This is a genomic window from Escherichia sp. 93.0816 (genome assembly GCF_013368855.2).
GTDB lineage: Bacteria > Pseudomonadota > Gammaproteobacteria > Enterobacterales > Enterobacteriaceae > Escherichia > Escherichia ruysiae.
In genome coordinates this window covers 136983-161105 of record NZ_JABWNC020000004.1, presented here as the reverse complement: position 1 = coordinate 161105, position 24123 = coordinate 136983, and the positions used below count along the sequence as shown (strand labels likewise).

13 protein-coding genes are annotated in these 24123 nt (G+C 51.5%); 9 read left to right on the top strand and 4 right to left on the bottom strand.

Annotated elements, in window-relative coordinates; all coding sequences use genetic code 11:
- Positions 1–204: 204 nt before the first annotated feature.
- The 3 genes from glpT (at position 205) to inaA (ending at position 3547) form a co-directional block, all read left to right on the top strand.
- On the top strand, positions 205–1563 hold the full coding sequence (gene glpT, locus HEM79_RS06965; protein ID WP_016158665.1) for a glycerol-3-phosphate transporter: 1359 nt from the start codon (positions 205–207) through the stop codon (positions 1561–1563).
- A gap of 4 nt (positions 1564–1567) precedes the next feature.
- The gene (gene glpQ, locus HEM79_RS06960; protein WP_176242282.1) at positions 1568–2644 is read left to right on the top strand and encodes a glycerophosphodiester phosphodiesterase; all 1077 of its coding nucleotides are present in this window, start codon (positions 1568–1570) and stop codon (positions 2642–2644) included.
- 252 nt (positions 2645–2896) lie between these two features.
- Positions 2897–3547 carry a lipopolysaccharide kinase InaA gene (gene inaA, locus HEM79_RS06955; RefSeq protein WP_176242281.1) on the top strand — a complete coding sequence of 217 codons (651 nt, stop codon included), beginning with the start codon at positions 2897–2899 and terminating at the stop codon, positions 3545–3547.
- A 53-nt stretch (positions 3548–3600) separates the two neighbouring features.
- Here inaA and yfaE read toward each other — a convergent pair whose 3' ends face one another.
- The 3 genes from yfaE to nrdA all read right to left on the bottom strand — a co-directional run bounded on the left by yfaE (position 3601) and on the right by nrdA (position 7424).
- Complete coding sequence (gene yfaE / locus HEM79_RS06950; RefSeq protein WP_000135040.1) at positions 3601–3855, bottom strand: ferredoxin-like diferric-tyrosyl radical cofactor maintenance protein YfaE; 255 nt, start codon at positions 3853–3855, stop codon at positions 3601–3603.
- Complete coding sequence (gene nrdB, locus HEM79_RS06945; protein ID WP_000332038.1) at positions 3855–4985, bottom strand: class Ia ribonucleoside-diphosphate reductase subunit beta; 1131 nt, start codon at positions 4983–4985, stop codon at positions 3855–3857. Before nrdB ends, yfaE begins: the two co-directional genes overlap by 1 nt.
- Positions 4986–5138: 153 nt before the next feature.
- On the bottom strand, positions 5139–7424 hold the full coding sequence (nrdA, locus tag HEM79_RS06940; RefSeq protein WP_001075192.1) for a class 1a ribonucleoside-diphosphate reductase subunit alpha: 2286 nt from the start codon (positions 7422–7424) through the stop codon (positions 5139–5141).
- 679 nt (positions 7425–8103) lie between these two features.
- Here nrdA and yfaL point away from each other — a divergent pair.
- A complete protein-coding gene (gene yfaL, locus HEM79_RS06935; protein WP_176242280.1) occupies positions 8104–11838 on the top strand; it encodes an AIDA-I family autotransporter adhesin YfaL/EhaC in 3735 nt (1244 codons plus the stop codon).
- 142 nt (positions 11839–11980) lie between these two features.
- Here yfaL and ubiG read toward each other — a convergent pair whose 3' ends face one another.
- Positions 11981–12703 carry a bifunctional 2-polyprenyl-6-hydroxyphenol methylase/3-demethylubiquinol 3-O-methyltransferase UbiG gene (gene ubiG / locus HEM79_RS06930; protein WP_105284956.1) on the bottom strand — a complete coding sequence of 241 codons (723 nt, stop codon included), beginning with the start codon at positions 12701–12703 and terminating at the stop codon, positions 11981–11983.
- A gap of 146 nt (positions 12704–12849) precedes the next feature.
- On the opposite strand from ubiG, the gene gyrA reads away from it, so the two are divergent.
- The 5 genes from gyrA (at position 12850) to HEM79_RS06905 (ending at position 24122) form a co-directional block, all read left to right on the top strand.
- Positions 12850–15477: a DNA topoisomerase (ATP-hydrolyzing) subunit A gene (gene gyrA / locus HEM79_RS06925; protein WP_001281237.1), complete on the top strand. Its 2628-nt coding sequence runs from the start codon at positions 12850–12852 to the stop codon at positions 15475–15477.
- A gap of 148 nt (positions 15478–15625) precedes the next feature.
- The gene (locus HEM79_RS06920; RefSeq protein WP_176242279.1) at positions 15626–17314 is read left to right on the top strand and encodes a DUF2138 domain-containing protein; all 1689 of its coding nucleotides are present in this window, start codon (positions 15626–15628) and stop codon (positions 17312–17314) included.
- Positions 17311–17934, top strand: coding sequence for a DUF1175 domain-containing protein (locus tag HEM79_RS06915; protein WP_176242278.1), 624 nt, complete (start codon positions 17311–17313; stop codon positions 17932–17934). The genes HEM79_RS06920 and HEM79_RS06915 overlap by 4 nt, the downstream gene beginning before the upstream one ends.
- A gap of 23 nt (positions 17935–17957) precedes the next feature.
- Positions 17958–22472: an alpha-2-macroglobulin family protein gene (locus HEM79_RS06910; protein ID WP_183082700.1), complete on the top strand. Its 4515-nt coding sequence runs from the start codon at positions 17958–17960 to the stop codon at positions 22470–22472.
- Positions 22473–24122 (top strand): YfaQ family protein, encoded by a 1650-nt coding sequence (locus HEM79_RS06905; protein ID WP_176242277.1) that lies wholly within the window; start codon positions 22473–22475, stop codon positions 24120–24122. It begins immediately after the preceding gene.
- Position 24123: the final 1 nt, after the last annotated feature.

Below are 24123 nucleotides of genomic sequence, written 5' to 3'. Positions count from 1 at the left end.
CATATTCGCTCATAATTCGAAAGTGAAACGTGATTTCATGCGTCTTTCGGAACATTTCAATCATTGTGTTTAATAATGTGTGCGGTAATTCACATTTAATTTATGAATGTTTTCTTAACATCGCGGCAACTCAAAAAACGGCAGGTTCTTCTACTGAATCAGGCTGTTAATCATAAATAAGACCATGGGCCACGGAGGCTATAAATGTTGAGTATTTTTAAACCGGCGCCACACAAAGCGCGCTTACCTGCTGCGGAGATCGACCCGACCTATCGTCGATTGCGCTGGCAAATTTTCCTGGGGATATTCTTTGGTTATGCTGCTTACTATCTGGTTCGTAAGAACTTTGCTCTCGCTATGCCCTATCTGGTGGAGCAGGGATTCTCGCGTGGTGATTTAGGTTTTGCGCTTTCAGGGATCTCAATCGCCTATGGATTTTCGAAATTCATCATGGGCTCGGTATCGGATCGCTCGAATCCGCGCGTTTTCCTGCCAGCAGGTTTGATTCTTGCTGCGGCAGTGATGCTGTTTATGGGATTTGTGCCGTGGGCGACTTCCAGTATTGCGGTGATGTTCGTGCTGTTGTTCCTCTGCGGCTGGTTCCAGGGGATGGGGTGGCCGCCGTGTGGTCGTACCATGGTGCACTGGTGGTCACAGAAAGAACGTGGCGGCATTGTGTCGGTGTGGAACTGTGCGCATAACGTCGGTGGTGGTATTCCGCCGCTGTTGTTCTTGCTGGGGATGGCCTGGTTCAATGACTGGCACGCGGCGCTTTATATGCCGGCTTTCTGTGCCATTCTGGTGGCGCTTTTCGCTTTTGCCATGATGCGCGATACTCCGCAATCCTGTGGTCTGCCGCCGATCGAAGAGTACAAAAATGACTATCCGGACGACTATAACGAAAAAGCGGAACAGGAGCTGACCGCGAAGCAGATTTTCATGCAGTACGTGCTGCCGAACAAACTGCTGTGGTACATCGCTATCGCCAACGTGTTCGTTTACCTGCTGCGCTACGGCATCCTCGACTGGTCGCCAACCTACCTGAAAGAGGTGAAACACTTCGCGCTGGATAAATCTTCCTGGGCCTACTTCCTTTATGAGTACGCGGGCATTCCGGGCACCCTTTTGTGCGGCTGGATGTCGGATAAAGTCTTCCGTGGTAACCGTGGCGCAACCGGCGTCTTCTTTATGACTCTGGTAACCATCGCCACCATCGTTTACTGGATGAACCCGGCGGGCAACCCGACCGTAGATATGATTTGTATGATTGTCATTGGCTTCCTGATTTATGGCCCTGTCATGCTCATCGGTCTGCACGCGCTGGAACTGGCACCGAAAAAAGCGGCAGGTACGGCGGCAGGCTTTACCGGACTGTTTGGTTATCTTGGTGGTTCTGTGGCCGCAAGTGCGATTGTCGGCTATACCGTTGACTACTTTGGCTGGGATGGCGGCTTTATGGTGATGATTGGCGGCAGCATCCTGGCAGTTATCTTGTTAATTGTCGTGATGATTGGCGAAAAACGTCGCCATCAGGAATTACAGCAAAAACGCAACGGAGGCTAATGGCATGAAATTGACGCTGAAAAACCTTAGCATGGCGATCATGATGAGCACTATAGTCATGGGAAGCAGTGCAATGGCGGCGGACAGCAACGAAAAAATAGTCATCGCCCATCGCGGTGCCAGTGGATATTTGCCGGAGCATACGCTGCCAGCAAAAGCGATGGCGTATGCGCAGGGAGCGGATTATCTGGAACAGGATTTAGTGATGACGAAGGATGACCATCTGGTTGTTCTGCACGATCACTATCTCGATCGCGTTACTGATGTCGCCGATCGTTTCCCGGACAGGGCACGCAAAGACGGTCGTTACTACGCGATAGATTTCACGCTGGATGAAATTAAGTCTCTGAAATTTACCGAAGGCTTCGATATTGTAAACGGCAAAAAAGTGCAGACTTTCCCCGGACGTTTCCCGATGGGTAAGTCTGACTTTCGTGTCCACACTTTCGAAGAAGAGATTGAATTTATTCAGGGATTAAATCACTCGACGGGGAAAAATATTGGCATCTATCCAGAAATTAAAGCGCCGTGGTTTCATCATCAGGAAGGGAAGGATATTGCGGCTAAGACTCTGGAAGTGCTGAAAAAATATGGTTACACCAGCAAAGGGGACAAAGTTTATTTGCAATGCTTTGATGCTGATGAGCTGAAACGCATTAAAAATGAGCTGGAACCGAAAATGGGCATGGATCTCAATCTGGTTCAGTTGATTGCTTATACTGACTGGAATGAAACTCAGCAGAAACAGCCGGACGGAACCTGGGTAAATTACAGCTATGACTGGATGTTTAAGCCGGGCGCCATGAAGCAGGTGGCGGAATATGCTGACGGCATTGGCCCCGATTACCATATGGTCATTGATGAGACATCGCAGCCGGGCAATATTAAACTTACTGGAATGGTGAAAGATGCACAGCAGAATAAGCTGGTAGTGCATCCTTATACCGTGCGGTCGGATAAACTGCCGGCATATACGACCGATGTGAATCAACTGTATGACGCCCTGTATAACAAAGCAGGTGTTAATGGGCTGTTTACGGACTTCCCGGATAAGGCAGTAAAATTCCTCAATAAAGAGTAAGTTCAGTGTCGGATGGCACGTAAGTGCCATCCGGTATATCTCTTCATTCAAAGCCTCATCTACGTCATAGTAAAATAGCGGACATATTTAATTCTTCAATAAAGTCTGTTGGTTATCCTTACTTGCTGTTCTTTAGAGCGGGATGACTTGTTCCCGGCAAAAGAAATCCATTAAGAAACACTTTTTATTAAGTTTTTCTTAAGGTAAACACCTATAGTCATTGTCGTTAATAATAAAGACAGGCGACAGGGTATGGCAGTTTCAGCAAAACACGATGAGTTCAATCATTGGTGGTCTACAGAAGGTGACTGGGTTGAGGAGCCGAATTACCGCCGCAACGGTATGAGCGGGGTGCAATGCGTCGAGCACAACGGCAAAAAGTTGTACGTGAAGCGCATGACTCACCACTTGTTTCATTCTATCCGCTATCCGTTTGGGCGTCCGACGATTGTTCGGGAGATAGCTGTAATAAAAGATCTGAAGCGCGCCGGTGTGATTGTGCCGAACATCGTTTTTGGTGAAGCGGTGAAAATTGAGGGTGAATGGCGCGCGTTGCTGGTGACTGAAGATATGGCGGGGTTTGTCAGCATTGCTGACTGGTATTCACAACACGCAGTAACGCCTTATTCCGACGATGTACGGCAAGCAATGTTGAAAGCGGTGGCGCTGGCATTTAAAAAGATGCATAGCGTTAATCGTCAGCATGGTTGCTGTTATGTTCGCCATATCTATGTGAAAACAGAAGGTAAGGCAGAAGCCGGTTTTCTTGATCTGGAGAAAAGTCGACGTCGTCTGCGTCGCCATAAAGCGATTCATCATGACTTTCGCCAGTTGGAGAAATATCTGGAGCCGATCCCGAAAGCGGACTGGGAGCAGGTGAAAGCGTATTATTCTGCCATGTAATCGTTGTAGGCCAGATAAGACGCGCAAGCGTCGCATCTGGCGCTAGTACCCGATCACATCTCGATTTCAATATCGCCTTTTGCCCGGCAACAACAGGGCAAAATTTCCCCAGGTTGAATGAAGGCTAACGGTTCGGCAATCCAGTCTACCTGACCTGCGACAAGGCGCGTGCGACAGGAGCCGCAGTAGCCTTCGCGGCACTGATACTCAACCGCCACATTGTGGGATTCCAGCGCCGCCAGAAGAGAAGGGTGTTCATCCTGGCACAGCAGTTGTGTGCCAGTGATGCGCAGGGTAACGCGAGCCATCAGAGTTGGAAGTTACTCAAATCGTCGGTGTCTACTTCCGAGTCAATCTGACCGACCAGATAAGAACTGACTTCTACTTCCTGCGGAGCCACCTGCACGTTATCCGACACCAGCCAGGTGTTGATCCATGGGATCGGGTTGGAGCGCGTCTGGAACGGCAGATCTAAACCAACCGCCTGCATACGGATATTGGTGATGTACTCGACGTACTGGCAGAGAATGTCTTTATTCAGACCAATCATCGAACCGTCACGGAACAGATAATCCGCCCAGTCTTTCTCTTGCTGTGCCGCCTGAACAAACAGGTCATAGCACTCTTGTTTACACTCTTCGGCAATTTCCGCCATCTCAGGATCGTCCGCGCCGCTGCGCAACAGATTCAGCATATGCTGAGTACCAGTCAGGTGCAGGGCTTCGTCACGGGCAATCAGGCGAATAATTTTGGCGTTGCCTTCCATCAGCTCACGTTCAGCGAATGCGAAAGAGCAGGCGAAGCTGACGTAGAAGCGGATCGCTTCCAGCGCGTTAACGCTCATCAGGCAGAGATAAAGTTTTTTCTTCAGCTCGCGCAGGCTAACGGTCACGGTTTTGCCGTTGACGGTATGGGTGCCTTCGCCCAGCAGATGCCAGTAACTGGTCATTTCGATCAGTTCGTCGTAGTAAGCTGAAATCCCTTCTGCGCGTTTCTGGATCTGCTCGTTGGTGACGATATCATCAAACACAACAGACGGATCGTTAACGATATTACGAATGATGTGCGTGTAGGAGCGGGAGTGAATAGTTTCCGAAAACGCCCAGGTTTCTACCCAGGTTTCCAGTTCGGGAATGGAAATCAGCGGCAGCAGCGCCACGTTCGGGCTACGACCCTGAATAGAGTCCAGCAGCGTCTGATATTTCAGGTTGCTGATAAAGATGTGTTTTTCGTGCTCCGGCAGCGCCTGATAATCGATACGGTCGCGGGAGACGTCAACTTCTTCCGGACGCCAGAAGAAAGAGAGCTGCTTTTCGATCAATTTTTCGAAGATTTCATATTTTTGCTGATCGTAGCGAGCCACGTTGACCGGCTGACCAAAGAACATGGGTTCTTTGAGCTGATCATTCTTCGTCTGTGAAAAGGTGGTATATGCCATGAATGTGTCCTGTTGGGAGTTTAATGCCGGATAAGGCATTTTACGCCGCATCCGGCATCCAGAGCCTGATGCGACGCTGGCGCGTCTTATCAGGCCTACAAATTCGAGCCGTAGGCCGGATAAGGCGTTCACGCCGCAGCCGGCATCTCAATATCAGATCTTACATGCGCCGCTTTCGCAGCCATCGTCCTGGATTGACGGCACCAGATCGTCCTGCGCGTCTTCAGCGCCATCACGGGTGTTCTGATAATACAGCGTTTTGACCCCGAATTTGTAGGCGGTGAGCAGGTCTTTCAGCAACTGCTGCATCGGCACTTTTCCTGACGGGAAGCGTGACGGATCGTAGTTGGTGTTAGCAGAGATCGACTGATCGATAAATTTCTGCATGATACCCACCAGTTGCAGGTAGCCATCGTTACCCGGCATTTCCCACAGCAGCTCATAGGCGTCGTGCAGGTGTTCGTAGTCCGGCACCACCTGGCGCAGAATACCGTCTTTCGACGCTTTAATGCTGACGTAACCGCGCGGCGGTTCAATACCGTTAGTGGCGTTGGAGATCTGCGAAGAGGTCTCGGACGGCATCAGAGCAGAAAGCGTGGAGTTACGCAGGCCGTGCGTTTTGATTGACTCACGCAACGCTTCCCAGTCGTAATGCAGCGGTTCATTGGTGATAGCATCCAGATCTTTCTTGTAGGTATCGATCGGCAGGATACCTTTCGCGTAAGTGGTTTCGTTAAACCACGGGCACGCACCTTGTTCTTTTGCCAGCTCATTAGACGCTTTCAGCAGGTAATACTGAATGGCTTCGAAGGTTTTATGCGTCAGGTTGTTGGCGCTGCCGTCAGAGTAGCGTTTACCGTGCTTCGCCAGGTAGTAAGCGAAGTTGATTACACCAATACCCAGCGTGCGACGACCCATCGCTCCGCGTTTGGCTGCCGGGATCGGGTAATCCTGATAATCCAGCAGCGCGTCGAGTGCGCGTACCGCCAGAATCGCCAGCTCTTCCAGTTCATCCAGGCTATTAATTGCGCCCAGGTTGAAAGCAGACAGCGTACACAGCGCGATTTCACCGTTTTCGTCGTTGACGTCATTCAGCGGTTTGGTCGGCAGGGCGATTTCCAGGCACAGGTTAGACTGGCGCACTGGTGCAATAGCCGGATCAAACGGGCTGTGGGTGTTGCAGTGGTCAACGTTCTGAATATAGATACGACCGGTAGACGCACGTTCCTGCATCATCAGCGAGAACAGCTCAACGGCTTTCACACGCTGTTTGCGGATGCTGTCGTCTTTTTCATATTTAGTGTACAGGCGCTCAAATTCTTCCTGATCGGCGAAGAACGCGTCGTATAACCCTGGCACATCGGACGGGCTGAACAGGGTGATATCTTCACCTTTCAGCAGGCGGGTATACATCAGTTTGTTGATTTGTACCCCGTAGTCCATATGACGCACGCGGTTGCCTTCAACCCCACGGTTGTTTTTCAGCACCAGCAGGCTTTCTACTTCCAGATGCCAAATTGGGTAGAACAGCGTTGCTGCACCACCGCGCACACCGCCCTGGGAGCAGGATTTCACAGCGGTCTGGAAATGCTTGTAGAACGGAATACAACCGGTGTGGAACGCTTCGCCACCGCGAATCGGGCTACCCAGCGCACGAATACGCCCGGCGTTGATACCGATACCGGCACGCTGGGAGACGTATTTTACAATCGCGCTGGATGTCGCATTGATGGAATCCAGGCTGTCGCCGCACTCAATCAGTACGCAGGAGCTGAACTGACGAGTCGGGGTACGCACGCCGGACATGATTGGCGTCGGCAGCGAAATTTTAAATGTGGAAACCGCGTCGTAAAAACGCTTCACGTATTGCAGACGCGTTTCACGCGGGTAGTTTGAGAACAGGCAGGCAGCAACCAGAATATAGAGGAACTGGGCGCTCTCGTAGATCTCGCCGGTGACGCGGTTCTGTACCAGATATTTCCCTTCCAGTTGCTTAACGGCAGCGTAAGAGAAGGTCATATCACGGTCGTGATCGATAAACGTGTCCATCTGCTTGAACTCTTCTTCCGTGTAGTCTTCCAGCAGATGATTATCGTATTTGCCCATTTCGACCATTTTCTTCACATGGTCATACAGCGCAGGCGGCTCAAACTGACCGTAGGCTTTTTTACGCAGGTGGAAAATTGCCAGGCGCGCGGCGAGGTACTGATAATCCGGTGCTTCACGGGAGATCAGGTCTGCGGCAGCCTTGATAATGGTTTCGTGGATGTCAGAAGTCTTGATACCGTCATAAAACTGAATGTGGGAGCGCAGTTCGACCTGGGAAATCGAAACGTTATGCAGTCCTTCTGCCGCCCAATCCAGAACGCGATGGATTTTGTCGAGATTGATGCGCTCTGTGCTACCGTTGCGCTTTGTCACCAGCAGATTCTGATTCATGTATGTAGTACCTGTTCTTTCCGAAATAGTTTCATGCAGACTACCTGTAGTGAGGGAAGCCGCTACAAACACTATATATAGGGGGTATGTTTGGGATTCACTGCAAGATAGTGTGAAAATGGCCCTCTTGCAAGTGCATAACTTTGTGGATAACTCGCGACGGAAAAGGCGACTTCCACGCACCTTAGGTCAGACAAGGTGTTCGGGAAAGTCAATGGGAAGAGAAAAAATTGTTAAAAATAACCGTTCGGTGATTTCTTGAACGTTCAATTTAAGATAATTATTGATCCAGGTTATTTATTGCGCTTATGTCAGATGTGGCGAAAATTGATACCATCACAAACTCATATCATGTCGACACTTATTGTTATGTTTATGATGTGAGCAAATGTAAAGGGGGGGAGTTCACGAAACAGATATTTTTTAATCAGTAGATGTAAAATTAAAGTTTGCGATATTGACTATTCCAGGTAAACAAGAAATGAATTAATCAGTTTAATATGTTTTAATTATCATAGTTTAATAATTAAGTAAGCTTTGAAAGAAATAATTTATACCTTTCTGGAAATATTATTATTAGTCGCTTATTTTAAAAATTTCTTGTTTACAATTGGTTATTATCTACAATCGCAATATGCCTTTTAATGATAGCGTGTTATTTCTCACAGGCTGTCAGATCATGAATAAAAAATGGATTATTTTTATCAGGAAAGGGTATCTGTTAATTTTCCCGGCTGTCGTTGCTTGCGTGTTTACGCGTGCAAACGCGGCGTCGCAGATTCTGGCTTCATGTCAGGGGGTTAATGTTTCTACCAGTTGCCTGGCCAGTCGCCAGAGCCTCTCAGGTAGTATGCAGACCTGGAGTGTTGCTGACGGGCAATGGCTTATTTTTTCCTCTATGGCAAATGATGCCAGTGGCGGAGCGGTATTTTTACAACAAGGAGCTGATTTCATATTGTCAGCACAAGGTGGAACAGGTATGACTCTGTTCGAAAATAATACCGTGAGTGGTGAATATAATAATGGAGGTGCTATCTTTGCGAAAGAAAACTCAACGCTGAATCTTACTCAGGTTATCTTCGACAGTAATGTGGCAGGAGGATATGGCGGGGCAATCTATTCTGCGGGTACAAATGACGCTGGTGATATTGATCTTAGCGTTACCAATGCTGTATTTACAGGTAATATTGCTAACGATGGCAAAGGTGGCGCAATTTATTCGATTAATAATAATGTTTACTTAAATAACACGATTTTTAATAATAATCGGGCATATACATCAACAAGTTACAGTGATGGCGATGGTGGCGCTATCGATATCACCGATAATAATACGGAAACCATTCACCCATCAGAGTTCACAATAATTAATAACACCACGTTTACAGATAATATTGCTGAAGGTTACGGTGGTGCAATTTATAGCAGTAGTGCGAACTCTCCCTATCTTATTGATATTTCGGTTGATGCCAGCTACAGCTACAACGGTGGCGTTTTGGTGGATGAGAACAACAGTGCCACAGGATATGGCGATGCGCCATCTGCGTCGGCGGGCGGCTTTATGTACATCGATTCAAGTCAGGTCAGGTTTGATATCGCTGGTAATAAAACGTTGATTATTGGTGACCTGAGCAACGATGGTGCGCTCGATTCCATTGCCGGAACCGGAAGTATCAGCAAAACCGGCGCAGGCGAACTGGTGCTTAATGCGGATAATAATAATTTTACCGGCGAGATGCGGGTTGAAAACGGTGAAGTGACGCTGGGGCGTAGCAATTCGCTGATGAATGTTGGCGATGATCGTTGCCAGAGTAATCCACAAAATTGCTATGGCCTGATGGTCGGCAGTATCAGTCATCGGGATGATCAGGCAGAACTTAACGTTGGCGCAACACAGCAGACTTTTGTTCACTCACTGACGGGTTTTCAGAATGGCACTTTAAATATTGATGCTGGCGGTAACGTGACTGTAAATGCCGGCGGGTTTAGCGGAACTATTGAAGGTGGAGGACAACTGACCATTGCCGAAAATGGTAGCTATGTGCTGGCGGGGGCGCAGTCGATGGCACTGACCGGCGATGTCGTGGTAGAAGATGGCGCAATTCTCTCGCTGGCGGGAAACGCGGCGGATCTGGCGGCGATGCAGGACGATCCGCAGTCAATTGTGTTAAACGGTGGCGTATTAGATCTCTCCGATTTCACCACCTGGCAGAGCGGTATGTCAGAGAACGATGGGCTGGAAATCAGTGGCAGTGGCGGTACGGTAATTGGTCAGCAGGACGTTGTCGATCTTTATGGTGGTGAGGATTTGCATATTGGCGATGACGGGAAAAAAGGCGTCTATGTAGTGGTAGATGCAGGCGATGGACAGGTAAGCCTGGCGAATGACAATCAATACCTCGGCACAACACAAATCGCTTCCGGCACGCTGGTGGTGAGCAACAATTCTCAGCTTGGTGATACTCACTATAACCGCCAGGTTATCTTCACTGATAATCAACAAGATAGCGCGATGGAGATTACGGCTGATGTCGATACTCGCTCTACGATAGCTGGTCATGGGCGTGATATCGAAATGCGCGCTGATGGCGAAATTGTGGTTGATGATGGTGCTGTGACGCAGTGGGGCGCATTGATGGCCGACAGCAGTGGACAGCAGCAGGACGCGGGAACCACACTGACGAAAACCGGTGCAGGAACGCTGGAACTGACTGCCAGCGGCACGGCGCAGTCGGCGGTGCGAGTGGAAGAAGGTACGCTGAAAGGTGATGTTGCGGATATCTTTCCTTACGCTTCGTCGCTGTGGGTTGGTGACGGGGCAACGTTCGAGACTGGCGCGGATCAGGATATTCAGTCTATTGATGCCAGTTCCAGCGGCACTATCGACATCAGCGATGGCACGGTTTTGCGTTTAACCGGGCAGGATACGTCTGTGGCGCTTGACGCCTCATTGTTTAACGGTGGCGGTACGCTGGTGAATGCCACCGATGGCGCTACGTTGACAGGCGAGCTTAATACCGACCTTGAAACTGACAGCCTGACTTATCTTTCAGGTGTGACGGTCAATGGTGATCTGAGCAATACTTTCGGCGCGGTCAGCCTGCAAAATGGCGTCGCTGGCGATACCCTGACCGTAAACGGTGATTACAACGGTGGCGGTACGCTGTTTCTCGACAGCGAATTAAACGGCGATGACTCGGTAAGCGACCAGTTGGTGTTGAACGGCAATACCGCTGGCAGCACGACCGTGGTGGTTAACCCCATTACTGGCATTGGCGAGCCGACATCTACAGGTATAAAAGTGGTTGATTTCGCTGGCGATACCACGCAATTTCAAAATAATGCGCAGTTCAGTCTGGCGGGCAGCGGCTACGTCAATATGGGCGCTTACGACTATACATTGGTGGAAGAGAACAACGACTGGTATTTGCGATCACAAAAAGTCACGCCACCATCGCCACCTGATCCGACTCCCGATCCCACGCCGGCTCCAGATCCAACGCCCGCTTATCAGCCGGTGCTGAATGCAAAAATTGGTGGATATCTTAATAACCTGCGGGCGGCAAATCAGGCGTTTGTGATGGAGCGACGCGATCACGCAGGTAGCAACGGTCAGACGCTGCATTTGCGTATTATCGGTGGACGTTATCATTACACGGCGGCGGGGCAGCTGGCTCAGCATGAAGACACCTCTACGGTGCAGCTTAGCGGCGACCTGTTTAGCGGGCGATGGGGCGATGATGGCGAATGGATGCTTGGGATTGTAGGTGGCTACAGCGATAACCAGGGCGACAGCCGCTCGAATATGACCGGAACTCGCGCCGATAACCAGAACCACGGTTATGCCGTTGGGCTGACTTCGAGCTGGTTTCAGCATGGTAGCCAGCAGCAGGGGGCGTGGCTGGATAGCTGGCTGCAATATGCGTGGTTTAGCAATGATGTTTCCGAACAAGGCGACGGCACGGATCATTACCACTCGTCGGGGATTATCGCCTCGCTGGAAGCAGGGTATCAGTGGTTACCGGGGCATAGTGTGGTAATCGAACCGCAGGCGCAGGTGGTTTATCAGGGCGTGCAGCAGGATGATTTTACCGCCGCTAACCGTGCGCGGGTGTCGCAATCGCAGGGCGATGATATTCTGACGCGTGTCGGGATACATAGCGAATGGCGTAATACTTTCTATATCACGCCAACCCTGGATTTGAATTATTATCACGATCCCAATTCGGCGGAAATTGAAGAAGATGGCAGCAATATCAGCGACGATGCGGCGAAGCAGCGTGGTGAAATAAAAGTGGGGATAACTGGCAATATTAGCCAGCGAGTTTCCCTGCGCGGCAGTGTCGCGTGGCAGAAGGGAAGTGATGATTTTGCCCAGACGGCAGGATTTTTGTCGATGACGGTGAAATGGTAATTGTTGTCCGCCCGGCATCGTTGCCGGATGCGGCGTAAACGCCTTATCCGACCTACGGGGGAGTCATTTGTAAGCCTGATAAGACGCGGCAAGCGTCGCATCAGGCATTGGTACGGTTGCCGGATGAATCCGGTCAACAATCTCACTTATTCTGCGTGTGCAGCATATAGTTCACATCCACGCCGGGGCCGAGTTTAAAGGAATTAGTGATCGGGTTGTAATGCAGCCCGGTCATATGACGCTCTTTTAAACTGGTCTGATCTACCCAGCCCAGCAGTTCTGCCGGTTTAATAAATTTCTTCACATCATGCGTGCCTTTAGGCACCATGCGCAAAATATATTCCGCGCCAACCACCGCCATCAGCCATGACTTGCCGTTGCGGTTAAGCGTCGAGAAAAAGACATCGCCGCCCGGTTTCACCAGTTGCGCACAGGCTCTGACCACTGACTGCGGATCGGGGACGTGCTCCAGCATCTCCATGCAGGTCACCACATCATATTGCCCGGCATGTTTTACCGCGTGCTCTTCCACGGTTTCCTGCACGTAATCTACCTGAATGCCGCTTTCCAGTGCGTGCAGCTTTGCCACCTGCAATGGCTCAAAGCCCATATCCAGACCGGTCACCGTCGCGCCTTCGCGCGCCATACTCTCGGCCAGAATGCCGCCGCCACAACCGACATCGAGCACCTTTTTGCCAAATAAACCGCCAGCACGCTCGGCAATATAGCCCAGACGCAGCGGGTTAATGCGGTGCAGCGGTTTGAACTCACCTTCAAGATCCCACCAGCGGGAGGCGACGGCTTCAAATTTAGCGATCTCTTCGTGGTCTACGTTATGGTTTACCGGCGATTTTTCGGCATTCATTGGCACTTCTACTCCGTAATTGGCAAGACAATCGAGTATATCAGGCATTGCAGGTGAATAAAGCGTATAGGTTTACCTCAATCTGCGCGGCTGTGTTATAATTTGCGACCTTTGAATCCGGGATACAGTAGAGGGATAGCGGTTAGATGAGCGACCTTGCGAGAGAAATTACACCGGTCAACATTGAGGAAGAGCTGAAAAGCTCCTATCTGGATTATGCGATGTCGGTCATTGTTGGCCGTGCGCTGCCAGATGTCCGAGATGGCCTGAAGCCGGTACACCGTCGCGTACTTTACGCCATGAACGTACTAGGCAATGACTGGAACAAAGCCTATAAAAAATCTGCCCGTGTCGTTGGTGACGTAATCGGTAAATACCATCCCCATGGTGACTCGGCGGTTTATGACACGATCGTCCGTATGGCGCAGCCATTCTCGCTGCGTTACATGCTGGTAGACGGTCAGGGTAACTTCGGTTCCATCGACGGCGACTCTGCGGCGGCAATGCGTTATACGGAAATCCGTCTGGCGAAAATTGCCCATGAACTGATGGCCGATCTCGAAAAAGAGACGGTCGATTTTGTTGATAACTATGACGGCACGGAAAAAATTCCGGACGTCATGCCGACCAAAATTCCTAACCTGCTGGTGAACGGTTCTTCCGGTATCGCCGTAGGTATGGCAACCAACATCCCGCCGCACAACCTGACGGAAGTCATCAACGGTTGTCTGGCGTATATCGATGATGAAGACATCAGCATTGAAGGGCTGATGGAACACATCCCGGGGCCGGACTTCCCGACGGCGGCAATCATTAACGGTCGTCGCGGTATTGAAGAAGCTTACCGTACCGGTCGCGGCAAGGTATATATCCGCGCCCGTGCTGAAGTGGAAGTTGACGCCAAAACCGGACGTGAAACCATTATCGTCCACGAAATTCCGTATCAGGTAAACAAAGCGCGCCTGATCGAGAAGATTGCGGAACTGGTAAAAGAAAAACGCGTGGAAGGCATCAGCGCGCTGCGTGACGAGTCTGACAAAGACGGTATGCGCATCGTGATTGAAGTGAAACGCGATGCGGTCGGTGAAGTGGTGCTCAACAACCTCTACTCCCAGACCCAGTTGCAGGTTTCTTTCGGTATCAACATGGTGGCATTGCACCATGGTCAGCCGAAGATCATGAACCTGAAAGACATCATCGCGGCGTTTGTTCGTCACCGCCGTGAAGTGGTGACTCGTCGTACTATTTTCGAACTGCGTAAAGCTCGCGATCGTGCTCATATCCTTGAAGCATTAGCCGTAGCACTGGCGAACATCGACCCGATCATTGAACTGATCCGTCATGCGCCGACGCCTGCAGAAGCGAAAACCGCGCTGGTTGCTAATCCGTGGCAGCTGGGCAACGTTGCCGCGATGCTGGAACGTGCGGGTGACGATGCTGCGCGTCCGGAATGGCTGGAGCCAGAGTTCGGCGTGCGTGACGGTCTGTACTACCTGACCGAACAGCAGGCCCAGGCGATTCTGGATCTGCGTTTACAGAAACTGACCGGCCTTGAGCATGAAAAACTGCTCGACGAATACAAAGAGCTGCTGGATCAGATCGCGGAACTGCTACGTATTCTTGGCAGCGCCGATCGTCTGATGGAAGTGATCCGCGAAGAGCTGGAGCTGGTTCGTGAACAGTTCGGTGACAAACGTCGTACTGAAATCACCGCCAACAGCGCCGACATCAACCTGGAAGATCTGATCACCCAGGAAGATGTGGTCGTGACGCTCTCTCACCAGGGCTACGTTAAATATCAGCCGCTTTCTGAATACGAAGCGCAGCGTCGTGGCGGGAAAGGTAAATCTGCCGCACGTATTAAAGAAGAAGACTTTATCGACCGACTGCTGGTGGCGAACACTCACGACCATATTCTGTGCTTCTCCAGCCGTGGTCGCGTCTATTCGATGAAAGTTTACCAGTTGCCGGAAGCCTCTCGTGGCGCGCGCGGTCGTCCGATCGTCAACCTGCTGCCACTGGAGCAGGACGAACGTATCACCGCGATCCTGCCAGTGACCGAGTTTGAAGAAGGCGTGAAAGTCTTCATGGCGACCGCTAACGGTACTGTGAAGAAAACCGTCCTCACCGAATTCAACCGTCTGCGTACCGCCGGTAAAGTGGCGATCAAACTGGTTGAAGGCGATGAGCTGATCGGCGTTGACCTGACCAGCGGCGAAGATGAAGTAATGCTGTTCTCCGCCGAAGGTAAAGTGGTGCGCTTTAAAGAGTCTTCTGTCCGTGCGATGGGCTGCAACACCACTGGTGTTCGCGGTATTCGCTTAGGCGAAGGCGATAAAGTCGTCTCTCTGATCGTGCCTCGTGGCGATGGCGCAATCCTCACCGCAACGCAGAACGGTTATGGTAAACGTACCGCAGTGGCGGAATACCCAACCAAGTCGCGTGCGACGAAAGGGGTTATCTCCATCAAAGTGACTGAACGTAACGGTTTAGTGGTTGGTGCGGTACAGGTTGATGACTGCGACCAGATCATGATGATCACCGATGCCGGTACGCTGGTACGTACCCGCGTTTCGGAAATCAGCATCGTGGGTCGTAATACCCAGGGCGTGATCCTCATCCGTACTGCGGAAGATGAAAACGTAGTGGGTCTGCAACGTGTTGCTGAACCGGTTGACGAGGAAGATCTGGATACCATCGACGGCAGTGCTGCGGAAGGGGACGATGAAATCGCTCCGGAAGTGGACGTTGACGACGAGCCAGAAGAAGAATAATTTTATTTCTTCATGCCAAAAGGGAGCCATCTCCCTTTTTTGAATTGAAAAGTCCAGGCTGTAAAGTCTGGGCTTTTGTCGTATTAGGGCGCGATAAAGTTGTGCATCGCCCATAAAAAATGGCTGGCTTTACACAAGGAATGTGGCAATGAGTGGTGAAAAAAAGGCGAAAGGCTGGCGGTTTTATGGCCTTGTAGGTTTTGGTGCAATAGCACTGCTTTCCGCTGGCGTCTGGGCATTGCAATATGCTGGCAATGGGCCAGAAAAAACGTTGTCGCCGCTGGTGGTGCACAACAATCTGCAAATCGATCTCAATGAGCCGGACCTCTTTCTCGACAGCGACTCTCTAAGCCAGCTTCCCAAAGATCTCCTTACCATTCCTTTTCTTCATGATGTCCTGAGCGAAGATTTCGTTTTTTATTATCAGAACCATGCCGACCGTCTGGGCATTGAAGGCAGCATTCGCCGCATTGTCTATGAGCACGATCTCACGCTGAAAGATAAGTTATTTTCCTCGTTATTAGACCAGCCTGCGCAGGCGGCGTTATGGCACGATAAACAAGGCCATCTTTCACATTATATGGTGCTGATCCAGCGCAGCGGCTTAAGCAAATTGCTGGAGCCATTACTGTTTGCTGCCACCAGCGATAGCCAGTTAAACAAGACGGAAATCAGTAGCATCAAGCTAAATAACGAAACCATTCCTGTTTATCAGTTGCGCTATAACGGCAATAACGCCCTGATGTTTGCGACTTATCAGGACAATATGTTGGTGTTTTCCAGCACAGATATGCTGTTTAAAGATGACCAGCAGGATACCGAAGCTACGGCGATCGCAAGTGATTTGTTGAGCGGTAAAAAACGCTGGCAAGCCAGCTTTGGCCTGGATGAGCGTACTGCCGAAAAAACGCCAGTACGCCAGCGCATCGTGGTCAGCGCAAATTTGCTGGGTTTTGGCTACCAGCGATTAATGCCTTCTTTTGCTGGCGTGCGCTTCGAAATGGGCAACGACGGCTGGCATAGCTTTCTGGCGTTAAATGATGAATCCGCAAGCGTAGATGCCAGTTTCGATTTCACGCCCGTGTGGAACAGTATGCCTGCCGGAGCCAGCTTCTGTGTGGCGGTGCCGTATTCGCACGGTATTGCCGAAGAGATGCTTTCGCACATCAGCCAGGAAAACATCAAGCTGAATGGAGCGTTAGACGGTGCTGCCGGGATGTGCTGGTACGAAGACTCAAAATTGCAAACCCCGCTATTTGTTGGTCAGTTTGATGGCTCAGCTGAACAGGCGCAACTGCCAGGGAAACTGTTTACGCAAAATATTGGTGCGCAAGAAAGCAAAGCGCCAGAAGGTATATTGCCGGTAACCCAGACACAGCAGGGCGAAGCGCAAATCTGGCGTCGCGAAGTGAGTTCCCGATATGGTCAGTATCCGAAAGCGCAGGCGGCGCAACCAGATCAATTAATGTCGGATTATTTTTTCCGCGTGTCGCTGGCAATGCAGAACAAAACGCTGCTTTTCTCCCTCGATGACACGCTGGTTAATAACGCGCTGCAAACACTGAATAAAACCCGCCCGGCGATGGTGGATGTGATACCCAATGACGGCATCGTTCCGGTCTATATCAATCCACAAGGTGTGGCGAAACTGCTGCGTAACGAAACGCTGACCAGTCTGCCGAAGAATCTCGAACCGGTTTTTTATAACGCCGCGCAAACTTTATTAATGCCGAAACTGGACGCTCTATCTCAACAACCGCGTTATGTGATGAAACTGGATCAGATGAAACCGGGCGTCGCCTGGCAGTGGCTACCTGTCAACTGGCAGCCGTTATGAGGCGCGGACTTCTGGCGCTGATCTGCTGGCTGTGTTGTTTTTGCGCTCAGGGTGAAATGCTGAATGTCGAACAGTCGGGGCTGTTTCGTGCCTGGTTTGTGCGTGTTGCTCAGGAACAACTCCGCCAGGGACCAAGTCCACGCTGGTATCAGCAGGATTGTGCGGGCCTGGTGCGCTTTGCGGCGAACGAGGCGCTGAAAGTTCACGACAGCAAATGGCTAAAAAGTAACGGTTTATCTAATCAATATTTGCCGCCAGAGATGACGCTAACACTTGAACAGCGGCAACTGGCGCAAAACTGGAATCAGGGGAACGGAAAAACAGGCCCCTATGTGACCGCAATTAATTTGATTCAGTACAACAGCCGTTTTATAGGCCAGGACATAAACCAGGCGCTGCCTGGCGATATGATTTTTTTCGATCAGGGCGATGCTCAGCACTTAATGGTCTGGATGGGGCGTTACATCATCTACCACACCGGAAGCGCCACGAAAACTGACAACGGAATGCGCGCAGTCAGTCTGCAACAACTTATGACATGGAAGGACACCCGATGGATACCCAACGATTCCAATCCCAATTTCATTGGCATTTATCGTTTAAATTTTCTGGCGCGATAGCGGCCTGTCTGTGCCTGTCTCTTGTGGGGACGGGAATTGCTAATGCTGATGACTCGCTTCCTTCCAGTAGCTATGCGCCGCCAGCCGGAGGAACTTTCTTTTTGCTCGCTGACAGCAGTTTTAGCAGCAGTGAAGAGGCGAAAGTGCGGCTGGAAGCGCCGGGGCGTGATTATCGGCGTTATGAGATGGAAGAGTACGGCGGCGTGGACATTCGCCTGTATCGTATTCCTGACCCGATGGCATTTTTGCGCCAGCAGAAAAACCTGCATCGCATTGTGGTGCAACCGCAATATCTGGGCGACGGGCTGAACAATACGCTGACCTGGCTGTGGGATAACTGGTACGGCAAATCTCGTCGCGTGATGCAGCGTACTTTTTCTTATCAGTCACGGCAGAATGTGACTCAGGCGTTACCCGAATTACAGCTCGGCAATGCCATCATTAAACCTTCCCGTTACGTGCAAAACACTCAGTTTTCACCACTGAAAAAATACCCGCTGGTGGAGCAATTCCGTTATCCGCTATGGCAGGCAAAACCGGTCGAGCCGCAGCAAGGGGTAAAACTGGAAGGCGCATCCAGCAATTTCATCTCGCCGCAGCCGGGCAACATCTATATTCCTCTCGGCAAACAAGAGCCGGGACTGTACCTCGTCGAGGCAATGGTAGGTGGGTATCGGGCGACAACGGTGGTGTTTGTTTCCGATACCGTGGCGCTGAGTAAAGTATCGGGCAACGAGCTTCTGGTATGGACCGCTGGCAAAAAACGGGGTGAAGCTAAACCTGGTTCGGAAGTTCTGTGGACTGACGGTCTTGGCGTGATGACACGTGGTGTGACTGATGATAGTGGCACCTTGCAGTTACAACATATATCGCCGGAACGTTCATACATTCTGGGTAAAGATGCTGAAGGCGGCGTTTTTGTCTCCGAGAACTTCTTCTACGAAAGCGAAATCTACAACACCCGCTTGTATATCTTTACCGACCGCCCGCTGTATCGGGCAGGCGACCGTGTTGATGTTAAAGTGATGGGGCGCGAGTTCCACGACCCGTTGCATTCATCGCCCATCGTCAGCGCCCCGGCAAAACTCTCGGTGCTGGACGCCAACGGCAGCCTGTTGCAAACCGTCAATGTCACGCTGGATGCGCGCAATGGCGGGCAGGGAAGTTTCCGCCTGCCAGAAAATGCCGTTGCCGGAGGTTATGAGTTACGTCTTGCTTACCGCAATCAGGTCTATAGCAGTAGTTTTCGCGTAGCCAACTATATAAAGCCACATTTCGAGATTGGTTTAGCTCTCGACAAAAAAGAGTTTAAAACTGGCGAAGCGGTCAGCGGCAAACTGCAACTACTCTACCCGGATGGCGAACCGGTAAAAGATGCCCGCGTGCAGTTAAGTTTGCGCGCTCAGCAACTTTCGATGGTTGGTAACGATTTGCGTTATGCCGGACGTTTCCCGGTGTCGCTGGAAGGTAGCGATGCTGTTTCGGACGATAAAGGCAATGTGGCGTTAAACCTTCCCGCCGCCGATAAACCGAGCCGCTATTTACTGACTGTCTCCGCCAGCGACGGCGCGGCATATCGTGTCACCACCACCAAAGAGATCCTCATTGAACGCGGTCTTGCGCATTACTCTCTAAGCACCGCCGCGCAATACAGTAATAGCGGCGAGCCGGTTGTTTTTCGTTATGGCGCGCTGGAAGCCTCAAAACAGGTTCCTGTTACGTATGAATGGTTGCGTCTCGAAGACCGCACGAGCCATAGCGGAGAGCTACCGTCAGGCGGCAAATCCTTTACCGTCAATTTCGATAAACCTGGCAACTACAATCTGACATTACGCGATAAAGACGGCTTAATTCTCGCTGGGTTAAGTCATGCCGTCAGCGGTAAGGGCAGCACGGCGCATACTGGTACGGTAGATATCGTGGCGGATAAAACGCTGTACCAGCCAGGTGAAACCGCGAAGATGCTGATTACCTTTCCGGAGCCAATTGATGAAGCATTATTGACGCTGGAACGCGATCGCGTGGAACAGCAGTCGCTGCTTTCGCATCCGGCAAACTGGCTAACGCTACAACGTTTAAACGATACCCAGTATGAAGCCCGGGTTCCAGTGAGCAATTCCTTTGCGCCTAACATCACTTTTTCGGTGCTGTATACCCGTAACGGTCAGTACAGTTTTCAGAATGCCGGGATCAAAGTTGCCGTTCCCCAGCTGGATATTCGGGTGAAAACGGACAAAACCCATTACCAGCCAGGTGAACTGGTCAATGTTGAATTAACCTCGTTACTGAAGGGGAAACCTGTTTCCGCGCAGCTAACGGTTGGCGTGGTCGATGAAATGATCTACGCGCTGCAACCGGAAATCGCGCCGAATATCGGCAAATTTTTCTATCCGCTGGGGCGTAACAATGTGCGCACCAGTTCTAGCTTGTCATTTATCAGCTACGACCAGGCGCTCTCCAGCGAGCCGATTGCGCCTGGCGCGACTAACCGCAGCGAGCGGCGAGTAAAAATGCTGGAACGTCCACGACGCGAAGAAGTTGATACCGCTGCATGGTTGCCGTCGCTAACCACAGATAAACAAGGCAAAGCGTATTTCACGTTCCTGATGCCTGATTCGTTAACCCGATGGCGTATTACCGCGCGAGGGATGAACGGCGACGGGCTGGTTGGGCAGGGGCGTGCTTATCTGCGTTCGGAAAAAAATCTCTACATGAAGTGGAGTATGCCAACGGTATATCGTCTGGGCGACAAACCGGCGGCAGGGCTGTTTATCTTCAGCCAGCAGGATAACGAACCTGTGGAACTGGTGAGTAAATTTGCGGGCGCTGAGATGCGTCAGACGCTGACGCTGCACAAAGGGGCGAACTATATTTCGCTGGGGCAGAACATTCTGCAATCTGGTTTGTTAAGCGCAGAGCTGCAACAAAATGGGCAAGTGCAGGACAGCATTAGCACAAAACTGTCTTTTGTTGATAACACCTGGTCCGTTGAACAGCAGAAAAACGTCATGCTCGGCGGTGGCGATAACGCGCTGATGTTGCCCGAGCAGGCGAGTAACATCCGGCTACAAAGTAGTGAAATGCCGCAAGAGATTTTCCGCAATAACCTTGATGCGTTAGTCGATGAACCCTGGGGCGGCGTGATCAACACCGGTAGCCGTCTGATCCCGCTAAGTCTCGCCTGGCGTTCGCTTGCCGATCATCAAAGTGCCGCCGCTAACGACATTCGTCAGATGATTCAGGATAACCGTCTGCGGCTGATGCAACTGGCGGGGCCCGGAGCGCGCTTTACTTGGTGGGGTGAAGATGGCAATGGCGATGCCTTCCTGACGGCATGGGCATGGTATGCCGACTGGCAGGCCAGCCAGGCGCTTGGCGTAACGCAACAACCGGAATACTGGCAGCATATGCTCGACAGCTACGCGGAGCAGGCGGATAACATGCCGTTACTGCATCGGGCGCTGGTGCTGGCGTGGGCGCAGGAGATGAATCTGCCGTGCAAAACGTTGTTGAAAGGGTTGGATGAAGCTATCGCCCGGCGCGGAACTAAAACTGAAGATTTCTCTGAGGAAGACACCAGCGATATCAATGACAGCCTGATCCTCGATACACCGGAATCTCCACTGGCAGATGCGGTTGCTAACGTTTTAACCATGACGTTGCTGAAAAAAGCGCAGTTGAAGTCCACTGTGATGCCACAGGTTCAGCAATATGCGTGGGATAAGGCAGCAAATAGCAACCAGCCGCTGGCGCACACGGTTGTGCTGCTCAATAGCGGTGGCGACACCACCCAGGCGGCCGCCATTTTAAGTGGTTTGACCGCTGAGCAATCCACTATTGAACGCGCACTGGCCATGAACTGGCTGGCGAAATATATGGCGACGATGCCTCCGGTTGTGTTACCTGCGCCTGCGGGCGCATGGGCCAAACATAAGTTAATCGGAGGGGGCGAATACTGGCGTTGGGTTGGTCAGGGCGTGCCGGACATTCTCTCTTTTGGTGACGAATTATCGCCGCAAAACGTGCAGGTCCGCTGGCGTGAACCGGCAAAAGCGGCTCAACAAAGTAACATTCCGGTGACCGTTGAACGCCAGTTGTATCGGCTTATCCCTGGTGAAGAAGAGATGAGCTTTACTCTGCAGCCGGTGACCGGTAATGAGATCGACAGCGACGCGCTGTACCTTGATGAGGTAACGCTTACCAACGAGCAGGATGCATCTCTGCGCTACGGTCAGGTAGAAGTACCGCTGCCGCCGGGAGCCGATGTTGAACGGACAACGTGGGGCATTTCGGTCAATAAACCCAACGCTGTGAAACAGCAGGGGCAGTTGCTGGAAAAAGCGCGTAATGAAATGGGCGAGCTGGCCTATATGGTGCCGGTGAAAGAACTGACGGGAACGGTCACTTTTCGTCATTTGCTGCGCTTCTCGCAAAAAGGGCAATTCGTTCTGCCGCCTGCTCGTTATGTGCGTTCCTATGCGCCTGCACAGCAAAGCGTTGCGGCAGGGAGCGAATGGACCGGGATGCAGGTGAAATAAGTGAACTGGCGCAGAATCGTCTGGCTATTGGCGTTGGTTACTCTGCCAACGCTTGCGGAGGAGACGCCGCTACAACTGGCGCTGCGGGGCGCGCAGCATGACCAACTGTATCAGCTTACTCCGTCAGGCGTGGCAAAAGTCACGACGTTACCTGACACGCTCACCACACCGTTAGGGAGTTTGTGGAAACTGTATGTTTACGCCTGGCTGGAGGATACTCAGCAACCGGAGCAGCCCTACCAGTGTCGCGGTAACTCCCCGGAAGAGGTTTATTGTTGTCAGGCAGGGGAGAGCATAACGCGTGATACCGCACTGGTACGTTCCTGCGGACTCTATTTTGCGCCGCAACGGTTGCATATTGGCGCGGATGCATGGCGGCAATATTGGCAACAGCGTCAGGCACCAGCGTGGCTGGCATCTCTATCTACGCTGAAGCCAGAAACCTCGGTAACGGTTAAATCGCTACTTGATTCATTAGCGACGTTACCCGCGCAAAACAAAGCTCAGGAAATCTTACTGGATGTGGTGCTGGACGATGCGAAAATCGGTGTCGCGTCCATGCTCGGTAGTCGGGTACGGGTGAAAACCTGGAGCTGGTTTGCCGATGATAAGCAGGAAATCCGCCAGGGGGGCTTTGCCGGCTGGTTAACCGATGGTACACCGCTGTGGGTAGCCGGTAGCGGCACCAGTAAAACGGTACTGACCCGTTATGCGACGGTGCTTAATCAGGTTTTGCCTGTACCAACGCAAGTTACCAGCGGGCAGTGTGTGCAGGTTGATCTGTTTGCACGTTATCCTTTGAAGAAAGTCACCCAGGAGAAAAGCACAAAGTCCGTATCGCCTGGCGTGCTCAATGGGCGCTATCGTGTGACGTTTGCCAATGGTAACCACATTACGTTTGCCAGCCACGGAGAGACGTCATTACTGAGCGAAAAGGGCAAACTGAAATTACAGTCGCATATCGATCGTGAAGAGTACGTTGCCAGAGTTCTGGATCGCGAGGCGAAAAGCACGCCTCCAGAGGCTGCGAAAGCCATGACCGTGGCGATTCGCACTTTTTTACAGCAAAACGCCAATCGGGAAGGTGATTGCCTGACCATCCCCGACAGCAGCGCCACGCAGCGTGTTTCTGCTTCGCCAGCCATCACGGGGGCGCGGACAATGACCGCCTGGACGCAGGATCTCATCTATGCGGGCGATCCAGTTCATTATCACGGCAGTCGCGCTACCGAAGGTACGCTCTCCTGGCGGCAAGCCACCGCCCAGGCGGGGCAGGGCGAACGTTACGACCAGATACTTGCCTTTGCTTATCCCGACAACAGCCTTAGCCGCTGGGGAGCGCCACGCTCTTCCTGCCAGTTATTACCCAAAGCGAAAGCCTGGCTGGCGAAAAAAATGCCGCAGTGGCGTCGTGTGTTACAAGGCGAGACGGGTTACAACCAACCAGACGTGTTTGCGGTCTGCCGTTTAGTCTCAGGTTTCCCCTATACCGATCGGCAGCAGAAACGGTTGTTTATTCGTAATTTCTTTACGCTTCAGGATCGGCTTGATTTAACCCACGAGTATCTGCATCTGGCCTTTGATGGCTATCCCACCGGGCTGGATGAGACGTATATCGAAACGCTGACCCGACAATTATTAATGGACTAAT